A 16,116-nucleotide genomic window follows, 5' to 3' on the forward strand; every position below is an offset into this window, starting at 1 on the left:
GCCGTTCGGGGCGCACCGGACCACAGTCCGGCATGCGGCGGGTCCGCCGGCGGGCGGACGCCTCGAGCCCGGTTCGCCGGGGTCGTGAGCGGGCCGCCGGGCGCTCCCCTTGCCGACCAGCGCCGGGCGTGTCGCCCACGCTCCGACACGCGCGGGCGCTGGTCGGGCGCCGCGCGGGCGGGGCGCCCCGCCACCCGCCCCCGATGGCCACGCAATCCGCCCGGCCGGCCACGCTCCGTATCAGCCATTGATACGGCTGTCCAGCGGGCCATCGCCGTCTGAGAGAATTAGCCCTGTGATCTCCCGAATCGATCTGCGCGGCGACGCCCTCCCCGAAGGGCCTGCCCTGCGTGACCTGCTGCCCCGAGCCGACTTCGACGTTTCGGCCGCCCTGGAGAAGGTGCGCCCGATCTGCGAGGCCGTGCATCATCGCGGCGACGCGGCGCTGATCGACTTCGCCGAGAAGTTCGACGGTGTGCGCCTGGAGTCCGTACGGGTCCCGGCCGAGGCCCTCGGTGCGGCGCTCGACGGGCTCGACCCGGCCGTGCGCGCGGCCCTGGAGGAGTCCATCCGCCGTGCTCGTCTGGTCCACCGCGAGCAGCGCCGCACCGCGCACACCACCCGGGTCGTACCCGGCGGCACCGTCACCGAGAAGTGGGTTCCGGTGGACCGCGTCGGGCTGTACGCGCCGGGCGGCCGCTCCGTCTACCCCTCCTCCGTGATCATGAACGTCGTGCCCGCGCAGGAGGCGGGTGTCGAGTCCGTCGCCCTCGCCTCCCCGGCCCAGGCCGAGTTCGGCGGACTGCCGCACCCGACGATCCTGGCCGCCTGCGCCCTGCTGGGTGTCGACGAGGTGTACGCGGCCGGCGGTGCGACCGCGGTCGCCATGTTCGCCTACGGCACCGAATCCTGCCCGCCGGCCACCATGGTCACCGGCCCCGGCAACATCTGGGTCGCCGCGGCCAAGCGCTACTTCACCGGCAGGATCGGCATCGACGCGGAGGCCGGTCCCACCGAGATCGCGGTCCTCGCGGACGGGACCGCCGATCCGGTGCACGTCGCCGCGGACCTGATCAGCCAGGCCGAGCACGACCCGCTGGCGGCCGCCGTCCTGGTCACCGACTCGGTGGACCTCGCCGACGCGGTGGAGAAGGAACTTCAGCCGCAGGTCGAGGCCACCAAGCACATCGAGGACCGGATCCGCCCGGCGCTCGCGGGCAGGCAGTCCGCGATCGTGCTCGTCGACGGCGTCGAGGAGGGCCTCAAGGTGGTCGACGCCTACGGTGCCGAACACCTGGAGATCCAGACGGCGGACGCCGCCGCGGTGGCCGACCGGGTGCGGAACGCAGGCGCGATCTTCGTCGGCCCCTGGGCGCCGGTCTCCCTCGGCGACTACGCGGCCGGTTCCAACCATGTGCTGCCGACCGGCGGATGCGCCTGCCACTCCTCGGGTCTGTCCGTCCAGTCCTTCCTGCGCGGCATCCATGTCGTCGACTACTCGAAGGACGCGCTGGCCGAGGTCGCCCACCATGTGGTGACGCTCGCGGAGGCGGAGGACCTGCCGGCGCACGGCGCCGCGATCAAGGCCCGGTTCGGCTGGAAGGTGCCTGAGAGCAAGTGAGCTTCGGAATCGACGATCTTCCCGTACGGGACGAACTGCGGGGGAAGTCGCCTTACGGCGCACCCCAGTTGGACGTCCCCGTGCGGCTGAACACCAACGAGAACCCGTACCCGCTGCCCGAGCCGCTGGTCGAGCGGATCGCCGAGCGGGTGCGCCACGCCGCCCGTGACCTCAACCGCTACCCGGACCGGGACGCCGTCGAGCTGCGCACGAGGCTCGCCGAGTACCTGACGAAGACCGGCGGGTACGAGGTCGCCCTGGAGAACGTCTGGGCGGCCAACGGCTCCAACGAGGTCATCCAGCAGCTGCTGCAGACCTTCGGCGGGCCCGGCCGCACGGCGATGGGTTTCGAGCCGTCGTACTCGATGCACGCGCTCATCGCGCGCGGCACCGGCACCGGCTGGATCCCGGGCCCGCGGGAGGAGGACTTCACGATCGACGTCGCCGCGGCCGAGAGGGCGATCGCTGAGAACCGGCCGGACGTCGTCTTCGTCACGACCCCCAACAACCCCACCGGCAACGCGGTCCCCGCCGGGACGGTCCTCGCCCTGTACGAGGCCGCGCAGGCGGCGAAGCCCTCCATGGTCGTCGTGGACGAGGCGTACATCGAGTTCAGCCACGGCAACTCGCTGCTGCCGCTCATCGAGGGCCGGCCGAACCTCGTCCTGTCGCGGACGATGTCGAAGGCCTTCGGGGCGGCGGGCCTGCGCCTCGGCTACCTCGCCGCCCACCCGGCGGTCGTGGACGCGGTCCAGCTCGTACGGCTGCCGTACCACCTGTCGGCGATCACGCAGGCGACCGCCCTGGCCGCCCTTGAGCACACCGACACGCTGCTGAAGTACGTCGAGCAGCTGAAGTCCGAGCGGGACCGGCTCGTCGCGGAACTGCGCGCGCTCGGGTACGACGTGACGGATTCCGACGCGAACTTCGTGCAGTTCGGACGGTTCGCCGACGCCCACGAGGCCTGGCGGGGAATCCTCGACCGGGGTGTCCTGGTCCGGGACAACGGCGTGCCCGGATGGCTGCGGGTGTCCACCGGAACGCCACAGGAGAACGACGCGTTCCTCGACGCGGTACGTGAACTGAAGAAGGAGTACAGCGCATGACTCGCGAGGGACGCCTCGGAAGAATCGAGCGCACCACCAAGGAGACCTCGGTCCTCGTCGAGATCGACCTCGACGGCACCGGGAGGACCGACATCGCCACCGGTGTCGGCTTCTACGACCACATGCTCGACCAGCTGGGCAGGCACGGTCTGTTCGACCTGACGGTGAAGACCGACGGCGATCTGCACATCGACTCGCACCACACCATCGAGGACACCGCCCTCGCGCTCGGCGCCGCCTTCAAGCAGGCGCTCGGCGACAAGGTGGGGATCTACCGCTTCGGCAACTGCACGGTCCCGCTGGACGAGTCGCTCGCCGAGGTCACCGTCGACCTGTCCGGCCGCCCGTACCTCGTGCACACCGAGCCCGAGAACATGGCGCCGATGATCGGCGAGTACGACACCACGATGACCCGGCACATCCTGGAGTCCTTCGTCGCCCAGGCCCAGATCGCGCTGCACGTGCACGTGCCCTACGGGCGCAACGCGCACCACATCGTGGAGTGCCAGTTCAAGGCGCTGGCACGGGCGCTGCGGTACGCGAGCGAGCGCGACCCCCGCGCGGCCGGCATCCTCCCCTCCACGAAGGGCGCGCTGTAAAGCCATGAACGGACTGTCCACCGTCCTCATCGTCGTCGGCCTCTTCCTCGTCGGCGGAATCATCTCCTTCGCCAAGCAGCAGATGCCGAGGAGCCTGATCGTGCTGCTCTCGATCAGCGCGGGTCTGTGCCTCGTCGCCGGCGTCCTCCGGCTGGAGGTGTGGAATTGAGCGCTGCGAAGAGCGTCGTGGTCTTCGACTACGGCTTCGGCAACGTCCGCTCCGCCGAGCGTGCGCTGGCCCGTGCGGGAGCCGATGTCGAGATCACCCGTGACTACGACGCCGCCATGAACGCGGACGGCCTCCTGGTGCCGGGCGTCGGCGCGTTCGCCGCCTGCATGGAGGGTCTGAAGCGGGCGCGCGGTGACTGGATCATCGACCGCCGCCTGTCCGGGGGCCGTCCGGTCATGGGGATCTGCGTCGGCATGCAGATCCTGTTCGCGCGCGGCATCGAGCACGGTGTGGAGACCGAGGGCCTCGACGAGTGGCCCGGCTCCGTCGAGCCGCTCCAGGCCGAGATCGTGCCCCACATGGGCTGGAACACCGTCGAGGCACCGTTCGACTCCGAGCTGTTCGCCGGCCTGGACGCGGACGCGCGCTTCTACTTCGTGCACTCCTACGCCGTCCACGACTGGCGGTTCGAGACGAGCAGCCGGCTGCTGCTCGCCCCCAAGGTGACCTGGACGACGCACGGCGCGCCGTTCGTGGCCGCCGTCGAGAACGGCGCCCTGCGGGGCACGCAGTTCCACCCCGAGAAGTCCGGCGACGCCGGAGCACAGCTGCTCTCCAACTGGATCGGAACCCTGTAGACCATGGCCAAGCTCGAACTCCTCCCCGCCGTCGACGTCCGCGACGGCCAGGCCGTCCGCCTCGTGCACGGCGAGTCCGGGACCGAGACCTCCTACGGCTCCCCGCTGGAGGCCGCCCTCGCCTGGCAGTCGGCGGGCGCCGAGTGGCTGCACCTGGTCGACCTGGACGCCGCGTTCGGCACCGGTGACAACCGTGCGCTCGTCGCCGAGGTCACCGGGGCGATGGACATCAAGGTCGAGCTGTCCGGCGGCATCAGGGACGACGAGACCCTGGCCGCCGCCCTGGCGACCGGATGCACCCGGGTGAACCTCGGCACGGCGGCCCTGGAGACGCCCGAGTGGGTCGCCGAGGTGATCGCCGAGCACGGTGACCGGATCGCTGTCGGCCTCGACGTGCGGGGCACCACCCTGCGGGGCCGGGGCTGGACCCGTGACGGCGGCGACCTCTACGAGACGCTGGAGCGCCTCGACAAGGAGGGCTGCGCGCGCTACGTCGTCACCGACATCGCCAAGGACGGCACGCTCCAGGGCCCGAACCTGCGGCTGCTGAAGGACGTCTGCGCCGCCACCGGCCGCCCGGTCGTGGCCTCGGGCGGTGTCTCCTCCCTGGACGACCTGCGGGCGCTCGCCGATCTCGTCCCGCTCGGTGTCGAGGGTGCCATCGTCGGGAAGGCCCTGTACGCGAAGGCGTTCACCCTGGAAGAGGCCCTGGAGGCAGTGTCGTCATGACGTCCGATGCCGTACGGCGCGTGCAGAGCGGAAGTCCCTGGGAGGAGTCCTTCGGGTTCGCACGTGCCGTCGCGGCGGGCGACCGTGTGCTCGTGGCCGGTACGTCGGCCTTCAAGGGCTCGGTGCTGTACGGGGAGGGCGACCCGTACGAGCAGGCCAAGGTGGCGTTCACCGGCGCACTCGAGGCGATCGCCGAGTTCGGGCTGGGTCCCGGGTCGGTGATCCGGACCCGGATGTATCTGACCCATCTGCGGGACGTCGACGAGGTGGGCCGGGCCCACAAGGAGCTCTTCGACTCCGTGCGCCCGGCAGCGACCCTGCTGGTCGTGGAGGGCTTCGTCGACCCCCGCATCCTGGTCGAAGTGGAACTGGAAGCCTTCAGAGGCTAGAAGCAGCAAGAGGAGCCGTGGATTCATGACCCTGGCGGTCCGAGTCATCCCCTGCCTGGACGTGGACAACGGCCGGGTCGTCAAGGGCGTCAACTTCCAGAACCTGCGGGACGCGGGCGACCCCGTCGAGATGGCCAAGGTGTACGACGCCGAGGGCGCCGACGAACTCACCTTCCTGGACATCACCGCGTCCTCGGGCAACCGTGAGACGACCTACGACGTGGTGCGCCGCACCGCCGAGCAGGTGTTCATCCCGCTGACGGTCGGCGGTGGCGTCCGCACGGCCGAGGACGTCGACCGGCTGCTGCGGGCGGGCGCCGACAAGGTGGGCGTCAACACGGCCGCGATCGCCCGCCCCGACCTGATCCGCGAGATCGCGGAGCGGTTCGGGCGGCAGGTCCTGGTGCTGTCGGTGGACGCGCGCCGCACGGCGTCCGGTTCGTTCGAGGTGACCACCCACGGCGGACGGCGCGGCACCGGCATCGACGCGGTCGAGTGGGCGCACCGGGCGGCCGAGCTGGGCGCGGGCGAGATCCTGCTCAACTCGATGGACGCGGACGGCACGAAGGACGGCTACGACCTGGAGATGATCGCGGCCGTGCGCAAGCACGTGACCGTCCCCGTCATCGCCTCCGGCGGCGCCGGCGCGGCCGCCGACTTCCCACCCGCCATCGCCGCGGGTGCCGACGCCGTCCTGGCGGCGTCCGTGTTCCACTTCGGCGACCTGCGGATCGGCGAGGTGAAGGAGACCCTGCGGGCGGCAGGTCACCCGGTGAGGTGACACCTGGTCCGATGTGAGCCCCGGCCGCTCCCCGGGTGGCCGGGGCTTCTTGTGCGACAGAAGCGAAAGGAAAGTTGCGCAAAATTTGTTGTGCAATTTTTCTTTCGTATCTACGGTGGTGACATGCCAAGCAAGGAGAACCGCCGGATCACGGATGTGGGCACGCTGAAGGCGCTCGCACATCCGCTGCGGGCGAACCTGTACCGGCTGGTCTGCGCGCAGCGTGCCGTCACCGCCTCCCAACTCGCGGACAGCGTCGGCGAGGCCGTCTCGCTGATCAGCTATCACCTGCGCAAACTCGCCGAACACGGGCTGATCGAGGAGGCCGAGCCGCAGAGCGGGGACGGCCGGGAACGCTGGTGGCGGGCGGCCTCGGACGGGGTGAGCATCCACGACGCGGACTTCCGCGGCGAACCGGGCAGGGCCGCGGCCCACCTGGCGGCCTCACGGCTCTTCCACGACCAGCGGTCCGACCTCTACCGGCGCTACCTCGACGAACGCCCCACCTGGACCCCCGAGTGGAACACCGCGGCCGTGGACAACGAGTCGTGGCTGCACCTGACCGCCGACGAACTCGGCGAGCTGCGGCAGGAACTCGAGGCGCTCGCCAGGAAGTACGACGCGAAGGGCCGTGCCGCCGAGGCGGCCGGCGAGACCGAGGGGCGCGAGCACGTCGCCCTGCACATGTACGGATTCCCGTTCCGCGTCTGAGAGGGCCAACGCCTTGACCACCGTGATCGCGCCCTTTGCCGAGCCGCACGCCCCGGAGCTGCCCGCCCACCGCGACGGCAACGTCCTGAGGTGGATCAGCGCCTACACCGCCTCGATGGTGGGCGACAGCGTCTTCTTCCTCGCCCTGTCCTGGGCGGCCGTCCGGTCCGGCACGCCCGCCCAGGCCGGAGTGGTCACGGCGGTCAGCGCGGTGCCGCGGACGCTGCTCATGCTGGGCGGCGGCGTGGTCGCCGACAGGTTCGGCCCGCGCCGGGTGGTCATCGGCAGCGACACCGTGCGCTGCGCGGCCGTGCTCGCGGTGGCGGCGATGCTCTGGCTCACCCGCCCCGAACTGTGGCTGCTGGCGGCGCTCGCCGTCGTCTTCGGCACCGTCGACGCCGTGTTCATGCCCGCCGTGGGCGCCCTTCCTGCGCGTATCACCGGAGCCGGTCAGCTCGCCCGTGTCCAGGGCATGCGCGGGCTCGCCGTACGGTTCGCCAACGTCGTCGGAGCGCCGCTCGGCGGCCTCGGTGTGGCGCTCGGCGGGGCGGCAGGGGCGTTCGCGCTGGCGGGGCTGCTGATCGCCGTCTCCGTGCCGCTGCTGATCTCCGTACGCGTCCGGGAGCCGGCCCCGGTGGAGCCCGCCGGGCCCGGCGGAACGACGCCCTGGCGCGACCTCCGCGACGGGCTGCGCTACATCCGGGGGCACCGGGTCCTCGCGCCGCTGATCGTGGCCATCGCGCTCGGCGACCTCGGTTTCGTCGGCCCGCTCAACATCGGGCTCACCCTGCTCGCCGACGAGCGCGACTGGGGCGCCTCAGGGATGGGATGGGTGCTCGCCGGGTTCGGCCTGGGCGCCGGGGCCGCCGCGCTCACGCTGACCGTGCGGGGCCGGCTGCCGCACGCCGGCCGGGTCGCCGCCGTCGCCATCCTGCTGGGGGCGGTCGCGATCGGCGCCCTGGCCTATGTGCCGAGCCTGCTCGCCGCCGTCGGCACCGCCCTGCTCATCGGCCTGCTCGCCGGGCTCAGCGGGGCCCTGTGCGGCGCCCTGCTGCAGACGAAGGCGGACCCCGCCTACCTGGGCCGGGTGAGCGCGGTCGGCGGCATCGTCAGCCTCGGCATCGCACCGCTCAGCATGCCGCTGTCCGCCGCCGCCGTCGGGGCATGGGGCACCGGCCCGGTCTTCGTCGTCAGCGCCGCCGTCTGCGGGCTCGGCGGGGTCGTCGCCCTGTGCGTCCGCGACCTGCGGCGCGCCGAACTTCCCCGCTGAACCCGCCGCCGGCGCCCAGGGGCTCACTTCCCCAGTTCGTCGGCGTTCCGCATCTTCGCGATCGCGTCCTCGTCGCCCTCCAGCTGCACATCCGCCACCCGCCGCCGGCCCATGGCGAACATCAGCAGTTCCGAGGGCTCGCCGGTGGCCGTCACGACGGGAGTGCCCCGGTGGGCGACCGCGGTCTGCCCGTCCGGGCGGCGAAGAACCAGCCCCGTCGGCGCGCCGCGACCGGTCATCCGGGCGGTCCGCTCCAGCCGCGACCACAGCGCGTCCTGGAAGACGGCGTCCAGCTCACGCGCGGTCCAATCGGGCTGCGCCCGGCGGACGTCCTCGGTGTGGACGTAGAACTCGACGGTGTTCGACATTTCGTCGATCTGCTTCAGCGAGAAGGGCGAGAAGCGCGGCGGGCCCGTACGGATGAGCTGGATCAGTTCCTCGTACGGCTTCGCGGTGAACTCCTCCATCACCTTCTCCAGGCGGGGCACGAGCTGCTTGATCAGGATGCCCCCGGCGGCGTCCGGACGGCGCTCGCGCACCACCACGTGCGCGGCCAGGTCACGGGTGTTCCAGCCCTCGCACAGTGTGGGGGCGTCCGGGCCCTCGGCCTCCAACAGATCGGCGAGGAGGAGTCGTTCACGCTTTGCATGGGTCGACATGGAGTCAGCGTACGACCGGGGGGACGGTCCGCCCACCGGACGGTGGCCGGGGCGCCCGGCGTGGCGCGGCACAATGGTCCGCATGACCAGCACGCCCGACCCCAGCAGGCCCAGCAGCCTCGACCCGATGATCGCGGCGCGGCTCAGGCGCAGCGCCGACGGGCTGATTCCCGCCATCGCCCAGCAGTACGACACCGGTGAGGTGCTGATGCTCGGCTGGATGGACGACGAGGCACTGCACCGCACCCTGACCACCGGCCGCTGCACGTACTGGTCGCGCAGCCGTCAGGAGTACTGGGTCAAGGGCGACACCTCCGGTCATGTGCAGCACGTGAAGGCGGTCGCCCTGGACTGCGACGCCGACACCCTGCTGGTCAAGGTCGACCAGGTGGGCGCCGCCTGCCACACCGGCGACCGCACCTGCTTCGACGCCGACGTGCTCCTGAAGGACGCCGGTCCCGGCGTGCCGTCCGCGGATCAGTAAGGTCTGCCGCCATGGACCTCGAGACGTTCCGCAAACTGGCCACCGACCGCCGCGTCATCCCGGTCACGCGCAAACTCCTCGCCGACGGCGACACCCCGGTCGCGCTCTACCGCAAGCTGGCCGCGGAGCGCTCGGGCACCTTCCTGCTGGAGTCGGCGGAGAACGGCCGCTCGTGGTCCCGCTACTCCTTCGTGGGCGTCCGCAGCGCCGCCACCCTGACGGAGCGGGACGGGCGGACCCACTGGCTGGGCACCCCGCCCGTGGGCGTACCCGTCGACGGCGATCCACTGGCCGCCCTGCGGGCCACCGTCGAGGCCCTGCACACGCCCCGCCAGGAGGGCCTGCCGCCCTTCACCGGAGGCATGGTCGGCTATCTGGGCTACGACATCGTGCGCCGCTTGGAGAGGATCGGCCCCGGCGAGCGCGACGAGCTGCGCCTCCCCGAGCTGACCATGCTCCTCACCAGTGACCTCGCGGTCATGGACCACTGGGAGGGATCGGTCCTGCTGATCGCCAACGCGATCAACCACAACGACCTGGACACCGGCGTGGACGATGCCTACGCCGATGCCGTGGCCCGGCTGGACGCGATGGAGGCGGACCTGTCCCGCCCGGTCGCCCAGCCGCCCGCCGTCCTTCCGCCGTCCGAGCTGCCCGAGTACTCGGCGCGGTGGGGCGGAAAGGACTTCCAGGAGGCCGTGGAGGACATCAAGGAGCGCATCCGGGCGGGCGAGGCCTTCCAGGTCGTCCCCTCGCAGCGCTTCGAGACACCGTGCACGGCGAGCGCGCTGGACGTGTACCGGGTGCTTCGGACCACCAACCCGTCGCCGTACATGTACCTGTTCCGGTTCGACGGCTTCGACGTCGTCGGGTCCAGTCCGGAAGCGCTGGTGAAGGTCGAGGAGGGCCGGGCGATGGTGCACCCCATCGCAGGCACCCGGCGCCGCGGCGCGACCCCCCAGGAGGACCAGGGGCTCGCCGAGGAACTGCTCGCCGACCCCAAGGAGCGCGCCGAGCACCTCATGCTCGTCGACCTCGGCCGCAACGATCTCGGACGGGTCTGCGAGCCCGGCTCCGTCGAGGTCGTCGACTTCATGTCCGTCGAGCGGTACTCGCACGTGATGCACATCGTCTCGACCGTGACGGGCCGGGTGGCCGAGGGCCGTACCGCCTTCGACGTCCTGACGGCCTGCTTCCCGGCCGGCACGCTCTCCGGTGCCCCCAAGCCGCGCGCGATGCAGATCATCGACGAGCTCGAGCCGTCCCGGCGGGGGCTCTACGGCGGCTGTGTCGGCTACCTGGACTTCGCGGGCGACTCCGACACCGCCATCGCCATCCGGACGGCACTGCTGCGGGACGGCACGGCGTATGTGCAGGCCGGAGCCGGTGTCGTCGCCGACTCCGACCCGGTCTCGGAGGACGACGAGTGCCGCAACAAGGCGGCGGCCGTCCTCCGCGCGGTGCACACGGCGAACCGGCTCACCGCACCCTGACATCCGGCCGGTGCAGGCCGCCGTGCCCCCGCAGGCCGTGGCCGTGACCGCTCCGGCGTTCCCGGGAGTTCCATGCGCTGTTCCCGGGAGCGTCACGGAGGAACGGTTGCGTGATCACGGGGTTTGACCGGACCCGGGTGACGCGCCGCGGGGGGTTCGGGTGATAGTGGGTACGTGACTGCCGTACCTCATCCTCGCTCCGAGGCCGCCGCACCCGCCGGGTCCGGCCGCCGCAGCCTTGCCCTCGCCCTGTTGTGCGGCGCGCTCGGCGCGGCCGTGGCGCTGCTCTCCTCCCGCCAGTCCTGGTCGGCGGGGACCGTGGAGGTGGTCGGCACCCACTTTCCGCTGACCGCCAAGGGCAGCGACGTCACGGGCGTGCCCGCGGCCCTCGCCATAGTGGGCCTCGCCGCGCTCGTCGCCGTCTTCGCGGTCCGCAGGGCCGGACGACTGCTCGTCGCCGGGCTGCTGGCGCTGTCCGGTGCGGGCACCGTCGCCGCGGCGCTGCTCGGCGCCGGCGACGGCTCGGCGCTCGACGAGCAGGCGGCGCAGGCGGCCGGCGACAGCTCCGCCACCGCCACCGCACTCACGCACACCGCCTGGCCGTACGTCGCGGCGTTCGGCGGTGCGCTCATCCTCGTCGCCGGACTGCTCGCCCTCTGGTACGGCAGGCTGTGGCCCGCGATGTCGGGCCGCTACGAGCGCGACGGCGCCCCCCGACCGCGCGCCCCCCGGCCCGCCGACCCGGACCGCCCCGAGGATCTGTGGAAGGCGCTCGACCGGGGCGAGGACCCGACGGGGGCGTGACCGCCCGGCCCCGCCGGCCCGGGGGGCTGCTCCTCGCACCCGAGGAGTGACCCCGAGACCACCCCGTGGGCGCGGGTACGGGACAATGGCGCCGAGCGTCCGGCTCACACATGCACATTCAGCTAACGAGGAGCAAGTCATGGCGGGCAGCAGCCACGGTCACACCCCGGCCGCCTGGACCGGTGTCATCATCGCCTTCATCGGTTTCTGCGTCTCGGGCGCCTTCACCGTGATGGCCCAGCCCATCGGCTTCTGGGCCGGCATGGTCATCATCGCCCTCGGAGGTGTCGTCGGCGGCATCATGCGTGTGATGGGCCTCGGCCAGCCGAAGACCGCGTCCCACTCGGCGCACCAGCCCGCGGGCGCGACGGAGAGCTGAGCCCTCCACCTGCCGTCGACGCGAGGCGGCCCGGGCGCAGGAGCGCCCGGGCCGCCTCGCGCCTTGTTGCGCACGGTGGACCCGGGGCGGGCAGAATGTCCGGCGTGAATCCCGCATCGCCGATCCCGACCCCGACCCGCCCGCACACCGGAGCCGCAGCCGTGTTCCGGCGGACAGCCGTCCCGGCCGGGGTGATGGCGGGTGTCGTGGCGGCCTTCGCGTACGTCGGGACGGTGGACCCCAACGCCCCCGGGCACTATCCGGTCTGCCCGCTGCTGCACTACACGGGTCTGTACTGCCCCGGCTGCGGAGGACTGCGCAGCGCCCACGCCTTCGTCCACGGTGACTTTCTGACGGCGTTTCACGACAACGCCCTGGCCGTCGTCGGCTATCCGCTCTTCGCCGTGCTGTGGGTCGTCTGGATGCTCCGCGCAGCGCGGGGACGGCCGGTGCGGATCGAACTCCAGCCGGTGCATCTGTGGATCCTGGTCCCGCTGCTGCTGATCTTCACGGTTGTCCGGAACCTGCCCTTCGGTGGCTGGCTACACCCTTGATCAATCCACGAATGTCCAGGTAGTGGGACCGGCGTCAACCGGATGCGAGGCCTACGCCCTCCTGCGGATACCATCGCAGTGACGATCGGTTTCGCCCGCCGAGGCGGTCCGGTGGCCGAAGCCCGACCCCCATCGGGCTTCTTGAATCATCAACCGTCAGGAAGGGGGCCGCTCGCGTGAGTGTGCTCGACGAGATCATCGACGGAGTCCGTGCCGACCTCGCGGAGCGGCAGGCACGCGTCAGCCTCGACGAGCTCAAGGAGCGTGCGGCGAAGGCCCCCGCGGCCAGGGACGGCGTCGCCGCCCTGCGCGGCGAGGGCGTCAAGGTGATCTGCGAGGTCAAGCGCTCCAGCCCGTCCAAGGGCGCGCTCGCGGCGATCGCCGACCCGGCAGGGCTCGCGGCGGACTACGAAGCGGGCGGCGCGGCCGTCATCTCCGTGCTGACCGAGCAGCGCCGCTTCGGTGGCTCGCTGGCCGACCTGGAGGCCGTGCGGGCCCGGGTGGACATCCCGGTGCTGCGCAAGGACTTCATCGTCACGTCGTACCAGCTGTGGGAGGCACGCGCCTACGGCGCAGACCTCGCCCTGCTGATCGTCGCCGCCCTCGACCAGCCCGCCCTCGAGTCCCTCATCGAGCGCGCGGAGTCCATCGGACTCACGCCGCTGGTCGAGGTGCACGACGAGGACGAGGTGGAGCGGGCGGTGGACGCCGGCGCCAAGGTCATCGGTGTCAACGCGCGCAACCTGAAGACTCTGGAGGTCGACCGCTCCACGTTCGAGCGGGTCGTACCCGAGATCCCCGAGGGGATCGTCAAGATCGCCGAGTCCGGAGTGCGCGGACCGCACGATCTGATCGCGTACGCGAACGAAGGTGCCGACGCGGTGCTCGTGGGCGAGTCGCTGGTGACCGGACGCGACCCGAAGACGGCGGTCGCCGACCTGGTGGCGGCGGGTGCCCACCCGGCGCTGCGGCACGGCCGGAGCTGACGATGCCTCCGGGGACGGTCCAGGTCCGGTTGCCACCGCCGGGCGGTGGCCTCACGGACGGCCGTACCCCGGTAGTGTTGGCGCCGATGATGCTTCCGATCACCGTGGCGACCAGGGATCCCTATGCCCGTCTCGCCCGTGGGTGCAGGCCGCGCGGCTGCCGTGCCCCCGCGCGGCGGGTGCACGGGCGACGGGTGCGGTACGTCATCGGTGACGAGCCCGGCCAGGTCAACGGCATGCGATGGCGCCTCGGCGTGCGCGCAGGTCTCCCGCGCCGAACCGGATCCGGGTCCGTCCGTCCTTCCTGACGGCACGGAGCGGAGCGGTTCGCCCGCGCCGGTCGCCGCCCGGTTCCCGTGACATCCCGCCCTGTACACGCCGTAGCGGCCGACCGCCGGCTCGGCGCAGGGGCGGGTTCGCGGTGCCGGCGCAGCGCCGGGACGGCGGCCCGGGGGACGGCGCGCACGCCTTCGACGTGACCACCGACTCCACCCGACCGGGGCTTCGGCCCCAGCGAGGTATCCGCATGCCCAGCGAGTTCTTCATTCCCGACCCCGAGGGCCGGGTTCCCAGTGCCGAGGGCTATTTCGGCGCGTTCGGCGGCAAGTTCATCCCGGAGGCGCTCGTCGCCGCCGTGGACGAGGTGGCCGTCGAATACGACAAGGCCAAGTCCGATCCCGAGTTCGCCCGTGAACTCGACGAACTGCTCGTCCACTACACCGGCCGGCCCAGCGCCCTCACCGAGGTGCCGCGGTTCGCCGAACACGCCGGTGGCGCACGGGTGTTCCTCAAGCGCGAGGACCTCAACCACACCGGCTCCCACAAGATCAACAACGTGCTCGGCCAGGCGCTGCTCACCAAGCGGATGGGCAAGACGCGGGTCATCGCGGAGACCGGGGCCGGTCAGCACGGCGTGGCCACCGCCACCGCCTGCGCCCTCTTCGGGCTCGACTGCACCATCTACATGGGCGAGATCGACACCCGGCGGCAGGCCCTCAACGTGGCCCGGATGCGCATGCTGGGCGCCGAGGTCGTCGCCGTGCAGTCCGGCTCCCGCACCCTCAAGGACGCCATCAACGAGGCGTTCCGCGACTGGGTCGCCAACGTCGACCACACCCACTACCTCTTCGGCACCGTGGCCGGGCCCCACCCCTTCCCGGCGATGGTGCGGGACTTCCACCGGGTGATCGGGGTGGAGGCACGGCGGCAGCTGCTCGAGCGGGCCGGCCGCCTGCCCGACGCGGCCGTCGCCTGTGTGGGCGGCGGTTCGAACGCCATCGGTCTCTTCCACGCGTTCATCCCCGACGCGTCCGTACGGCTCATCGGCTGCGAGCCCGCCGGGCACGGCATCGAGACCGGCGAGCACGCGGCGACCCTCAGCGCCGGCGAGCCCGGCATCCTGCACGGCTCCCGGTCGTACGTGCTCCAGGACGAGGAAGGCCAGATCACCGAGCCGTACTCGATCTCCGCGGGCCTCGACTACCCGGGCATCGGGCCCGAGCACTCGTATCTGAAGGACAGCGGCCGCGGCGAGTACCGGGCCGTCACCGACGACGCGGCCATGCAGGCACTGCGCCTGCTCTCGCGCACCGAGGGGATCATCCCGGCCATCGAGAGCGCCCACGCGCTGGCCGGGGCTCTGGAGGTCGGCAAGGAGCTGGGCAGGGACGGACTGATCGTCGTGAACCTGTCCGGGCGCGGTGACAAGGACATGGACACGGCCGCCCGGTACTTCGGCCTGTACGACACCGACGCGTCCGTCGCCGCGGACGCCGCAGGCGAGGCCGCGGAGATCGAGGAGGACGCCAAGTGAGCGGGAACATCCGGCTGCTGTCCGACACCCTCGCCGCCGCCAGGGCAGAGGGGCGGTCCGCGCTCATCGCCTATCTGCCGGCCGGCTTCCCGACCGTCGACGGCGGCATCGCCGCGGTCAAGGCGGTCCTCGACGGCGGCGCCGACGTCGTCGAGGTGGGACTGCCGCACAGCGACCCGGTCCTCGACGGGCCCGTCATCCAGACGGCCGACGACATCGCCCTGCGCGGCGGAGTCAAGATCGCCGACGTTCTGCGCACGGTTCGCGAGGCGCACGCGGCCACCGGCAAGCCGGTGCTCGTGATGACGTACTGGAACCCGATCGACCGGTACGGAGTGGAACGCTTCACCGCCGAACTGGCCGAGGCCGGCGGTGCGGGCTGCATCCTGCCGGACCTGCCGGTCCAGGAGGCGGGCCTGTGGCGTGAGCACGCGGAGAAGCACGGGCTCGCCACGGTCTTCGTGGTCGCACCCAGCAGCAGGGACGAGCGGCTCGCCCAGATCACCGCGGCGGGTTCCGGCTTCGTCTACGCGGCCTCGCTCATGGGTGTCACCGGCACCCGGGAGACGGTCGGGACCCAGGCCCAGGACCTGGTTCGCCGCACCCGGGCGACCACCGACCTGCCGGTCTGCGTCGGCCTCGGCGTATCCGACGCCGGGCAGGCCGCCGAGGTGGCCGCCTTCGCCGACGGGGTGATCGTCGGCTCCGCGTTCGTCAAGCGGATGCTGGACGCCCCGGACGAGGCGGCCGCGCTGGACGCGGTGCGAGCGCTCGCGGGTGAGCTGGCGGAGGGTGTGCGGGGCAACGTGTGACTCGCGCCGCCGTCGCTCGTGCGGATGAGAGTCACTCGTAACGGAAATATCACTCATCCGAACGGGTGGACCTGGGACCGGGGAGGCGCGCAGCGCCTCCCCGGTTCGTTCTGCCGGAT

The 16,116-nt window shown here is 71.9% G+C and carries 19 protein-coding genes; 18 read left to right on the forward strand and 1 reads right to left on the reverse strand.

Annotation, left to right across the window (positions count from 1 at the left end; genetic code table 11):
• Positions 1 to 295: 295 nt before the first annotated feature.
• The 10 genes from hisD (at position 296) to RCR19_RS27410 (ending at position 8,013) form a co-directional block, all read left to right on the forward strand.
• Positions 296 to 1,621 (forward strand): histidinol dehydrogenase, encoded by a 1,326-nt coding sequence (gene hisD, locus RCR19_RS27365; RefSeq protein ID WP_331267541.1) that lies wholly within the window; start codon positions 296 to 298, stop codon positions 1,619 to 1,621.
• Positions 1,618 to 2,727, forward strand: a complete 1,110-nt coding sequence (locus RCR19_RS27370) for a histidinol-phosphate transaminase (RefSeq protein ID WP_331267542.1) — start codon at positions 1,618 to 1,620, stop codon at positions 2,725 to 2,727. The genes hisD and RCR19_RS27370 overlap by 4 nt, the downstream gene beginning before the upstream one ends.
• Complete coding sequence (gene hisB / locus RCR19_RS27375) at positions 2,724 to 3,326, forward strand: imidazoleglycerol-phosphate dehydratase HisB (RefSeq protein WP_331267543.1); 603 nt, start codon at positions 2,724 to 2,726, stop codon at positions 3,324 to 3,326. The genes RCR19_RS27370 and hisB overlap by 4 nt, the downstream gene beginning before the upstream one ends.
• A 4-nt stretch (positions 3,327 to 3,330) precedes the next feature.
• Entirely contained in the window at positions 3,331 to 3,495 is a 165-nt protein-coding gene (locus RCR19_RS27380; RefSeq protein WP_059133199.1) for a hypothetical protein, read from the forward strand.
• On the forward strand, positions 3,492 to 4,133 hold the full coding sequence (hisH, locus tag RCR19_RS27385; protein WP_331267544.1) for an imidazole glycerol phosphate synthase subunit HisH: 642 nt from the start codon (positions 3,492 to 3,494) through the stop codon (positions 4,131 to 4,133). Before RCR19_RS27380 ends, hisH begins: the two co-directional genes overlap by 4 nt.
• A gap of 3 nt (positions 4,134 to 4,136) precedes the next feature.
• The gene (gene priA / locus RCR19_RS27390; RefSeq protein ID WP_331267545.1) at positions 4,137 to 4,862 is read left to right on the forward strand and encodes a bifunctional 1-(5-phosphoribosyl)-5-((5-phosphoribosylamino)methylideneamino)imidazole-4-carboxamide isomerase/phosphoribosylanthranilate isomerase PriA; all 726 of its coding nucleotides are present in this window, start codon (positions 4,137 to 4,139) and stop codon (positions 4,860 to 4,862) included.
• Complete coding sequence (locus RCR19_RS27395) at positions 4,859 to 5,251, forward strand: RidA family protein (RefSeq protein ID WP_331267546.1); 393 nt, start codon at positions 4,859 to 4,861, stop codon at positions 5,249 to 5,251. The genes priA and RCR19_RS27395 overlap by 4 nt, the downstream gene beginning before the upstream one ends.
• 25 nt (positions 5,252 to 5,276) lie before the next feature.
• Positions 5,277 to 6,032, forward strand: a complete 756-nt coding sequence (hisF, locus tag RCR19_RS27400; protein WP_331267547.1) for an imidazole glycerol phosphate synthase subunit HisF — start codon at positions 5,277 to 5,279, stop codon at positions 6,030 to 6,032.
• 123 nt (positions 6,033 to 6,155) lie between these two features.
• Positions 6,156 to 6,743, forward strand: coding sequence for a helix-turn-helix domain-containing protein (locus tag RCR19_RS27405; protein WP_331267548.1), 588 nt, complete (start codon positions 6,156 to 6,158; stop codon positions 6,741 to 6,743).
• A 115-nt stretch (positions 6,744 to 6,858) separates the two neighbouring features.
• Entirely contained in the window at positions 6,859 to 8,013 is a 1,155-nt protein-coding gene (locus RCR19_RS27410; protein ID WP_331269571.1) for an MFS transporter, read from the forward strand.
• Positions 8,014 to 8,036: 23 nt separating this feature from the next.
• On the opposite strand, the gene RCR19_RS27415 is transcribed toward RCR19_RS27410, so the two are convergent.
• Positions 8,037 to 8,672 carry a TIGR03085 family metal-binding protein gene (locus RCR19_RS27415; protein ID WP_331267549.1) on the reverse strand — a complete coding sequence of 212 codons (636 nt, stop codon included), beginning with the start codon at positions 8,670 to 8,672 and terminating at the stop codon, positions 8,037 to 8,039.
• Positions 8,673 to 8,754: 82 nt separating this feature from the next.
• Between RCR19_RS27415 and hisI the strand changes: the two genes are divergently transcribed.
• The 8 genes from hisI (at position 8,755) to trpA (ending at position 15,997) form a co-directional block, all read left to right on the forward strand.
• Positions 8,755 to 9,156 carry a phosphoribosyl-AMP cyclohydrolase gene (hisI, locus tag RCR19_RS27420; RefSeq protein ID WP_331267550.1) on the forward strand — a complete coding sequence of 134 codons (402 nt, stop codon included), beginning with the start codon at positions 8,755 to 8,757 and terminating at the stop codon, positions 9,154 to 9,156.
• 11 nt (positions 9,157 to 9,167) lie between these two features.
• The gene (locus tag RCR19_RS27425) at positions 9,168 to 10,649 is read left to right on the forward strand and encodes an anthranilate synthase component I (RefSeq protein ID WP_331267551.1); all 1,482 of its coding nucleotides are present in this window, start codon (positions 9,168 to 9,170) and stop codon (positions 10,647 to 10,649) included.
• 174 nt (positions 10,650 to 10,823) lie between these two features.
• Positions 10,824 to 11,453 carry a TIGR02234 family membrane protein gene (locus RCR19_RS27430; RefSeq protein WP_059133190.1) on the forward strand — a complete coding sequence of 210 codons (630 nt, stop codon included), beginning with the start codon at positions 10,824 to 10,826 and terminating at the stop codon, positions 11,451 to 11,453.
• A 139-nt stretch (positions 11,454 to 11,592) separates the two neighbouring features.
• Positions 11,593 to 11,832: an HGxxPAAW family protein gene (locus RCR19_RS27435; RefSeq protein WP_331267552.1), complete on the forward strand. Its 240-nt coding sequence runs from the start codon at positions 11,593 to 11,595 to the stop codon at positions 11,830 to 11,832.
• Between the two features lie 95 nt (positions 11,833 to 11,927).
• Complete coding sequence (locus tag RCR19_RS27440) at positions 11,928 to 12,386, forward strand: DUF2752 domain-containing protein (RefSeq protein WP_331267553.1); 459 nt, start codon at positions 11,928 to 11,930, stop codon at positions 12,384 to 12,386.
• Positions 12,387 to 12,562: 176 nt separating this feature from the next.
• Positions 12,563 to 13,372: an indole-3-glycerol phosphate synthase TrpC gene (trpC, locus tag RCR19_RS27445; RefSeq protein WP_331267554.1), complete on the forward strand. Its 810-nt coding sequence runs from the start codon at positions 12,563 to 12,565 to the stop codon at positions 13,370 to 13,372.
• Between the two features lie 526 nt (positions 13,373 to 13,898).
• On the forward strand, positions 13,899 to 15,185 hold the full coding sequence (gene trpB, locus RCR19_RS27450; RefSeq protein WP_331267555.1) for a tryptophan synthase subunit beta: 1,287 nt from the start codon (positions 13,899 to 13,901) through the stop codon (positions 15,183 to 15,185).
• A complete protein-coding gene (trpA, locus tag RCR19_RS27455; protein ID WP_331267556.1) occupies positions 15,182 to 15,997 on the forward strand; it encodes a tryptophan synthase subunit alpha in 816 nt (271 codons plus the stop codon). The genes trpB and trpA overlap by 4 nt, the downstream gene beginning before the upstream one ends.
• Positions 15,998 to 16,116: the final 119 nt, after the last annotated feature.

Source organism: Streptomyces sp. WAC07094 (assembly GCF_036320405.1).
GTDB lineage: Bacteria > Actinomycetota > Actinomycetes > Streptomycetales > Streptomycetaceae > Streptomyces > Streptomyces lannensis.

Excerpts from the sequence above, each read along its gene's own strand:
- hisB (WP_331267543.1), top strand. The coding sequence starts at position 2,724 with ATGACTCGCGAGGGACGCCTCGGAAGAATCGAGCGCACCACCAAGGAG.
- RCR19_RS27380 (WP_059133199.1), top strand. The coding sequence starts at position 3,331 with ATGAACGGACTGTCCACCGTCCTCATCGTCGTCGGCCTCTTCCTCGTC.
- priA (WP_331267545.1), top strand. The coding sequence starts at position 4,137 with ATGGCCAAGCTCGAACTCCTCCCCGCCGTCGACGTCCGCGACGGCCAG.
- RCR19_RS27395 (WP_331267546.1), top strand. The coding sequence starts at position 4,859 with ATGACGTCCGATGCCGTACGGCGCGTGCAGAGCGGAAGTCCCTGGGAG.
- hisF (WP_331267547.1), top strand. The coding sequence starts at position 5,277 with ATGACCCTGGCGGTCCGAGTCATCCCCTGCCTGGACGTGGACAACGGC.
- RCR19_RS27405 (WP_331267548.1), top strand. The coding sequence starts at position 6,156 with ATGCCAAGCAAGGAGAACCGCCGGATCACGGATGTGGGCACGCTGAAG.
- RCR19_RS27410 (WP_331269571.1), top strand. The coding sequence starts at position 6,859 with ATGGTGGGCGACAGCGTCTTCTTCCTCGCCCTGTCCTGGGCGGCCGTC.
- RCR19_RS27415 (WP_331267549.1), bottom strand. The coding sequence starts at position 8,672 with ATGTCGACCCATGCAAAGCGTGAACGACTCCTCCTCGCCGATCTGTTG.
- hisI (WP_331267550.1), top strand. The coding sequence starts at position 8,755 with ATGACCAGCACGCCCGACCCCAGCAGGCCCAGCAGCCTCGACCCGATG.
- RCR19_RS27425 (WP_331267551.1), top strand. The coding sequence starts at position 9,168 with ATGGACCTCGAGACGTTCCGCAAACTGGCCACCGACCGCCGCGTCATC.
- RCR19_RS27435 (WP_331267552.1), top strand. The coding sequence starts at position 11,593 with ATGGCGGGCAGCAGCCACGGTCACACCCCGGCCGCCTGGACCGGTGTC.
- RCR19_RS27440 (WP_331267553.1), top strand. The coding sequence starts at position 11,928 with ATGTCCGGCGTGAATCCCGCATCGCCGATCCCGACCCCGACCCGCCCG.
- trpB (WP_331267555.1), top strand. The coding sequence starts at position 13,899 with ATGCCCAGCGAGTTCTTCATTCCCGACCCCGAGGGCCGGGTTCCCAGT.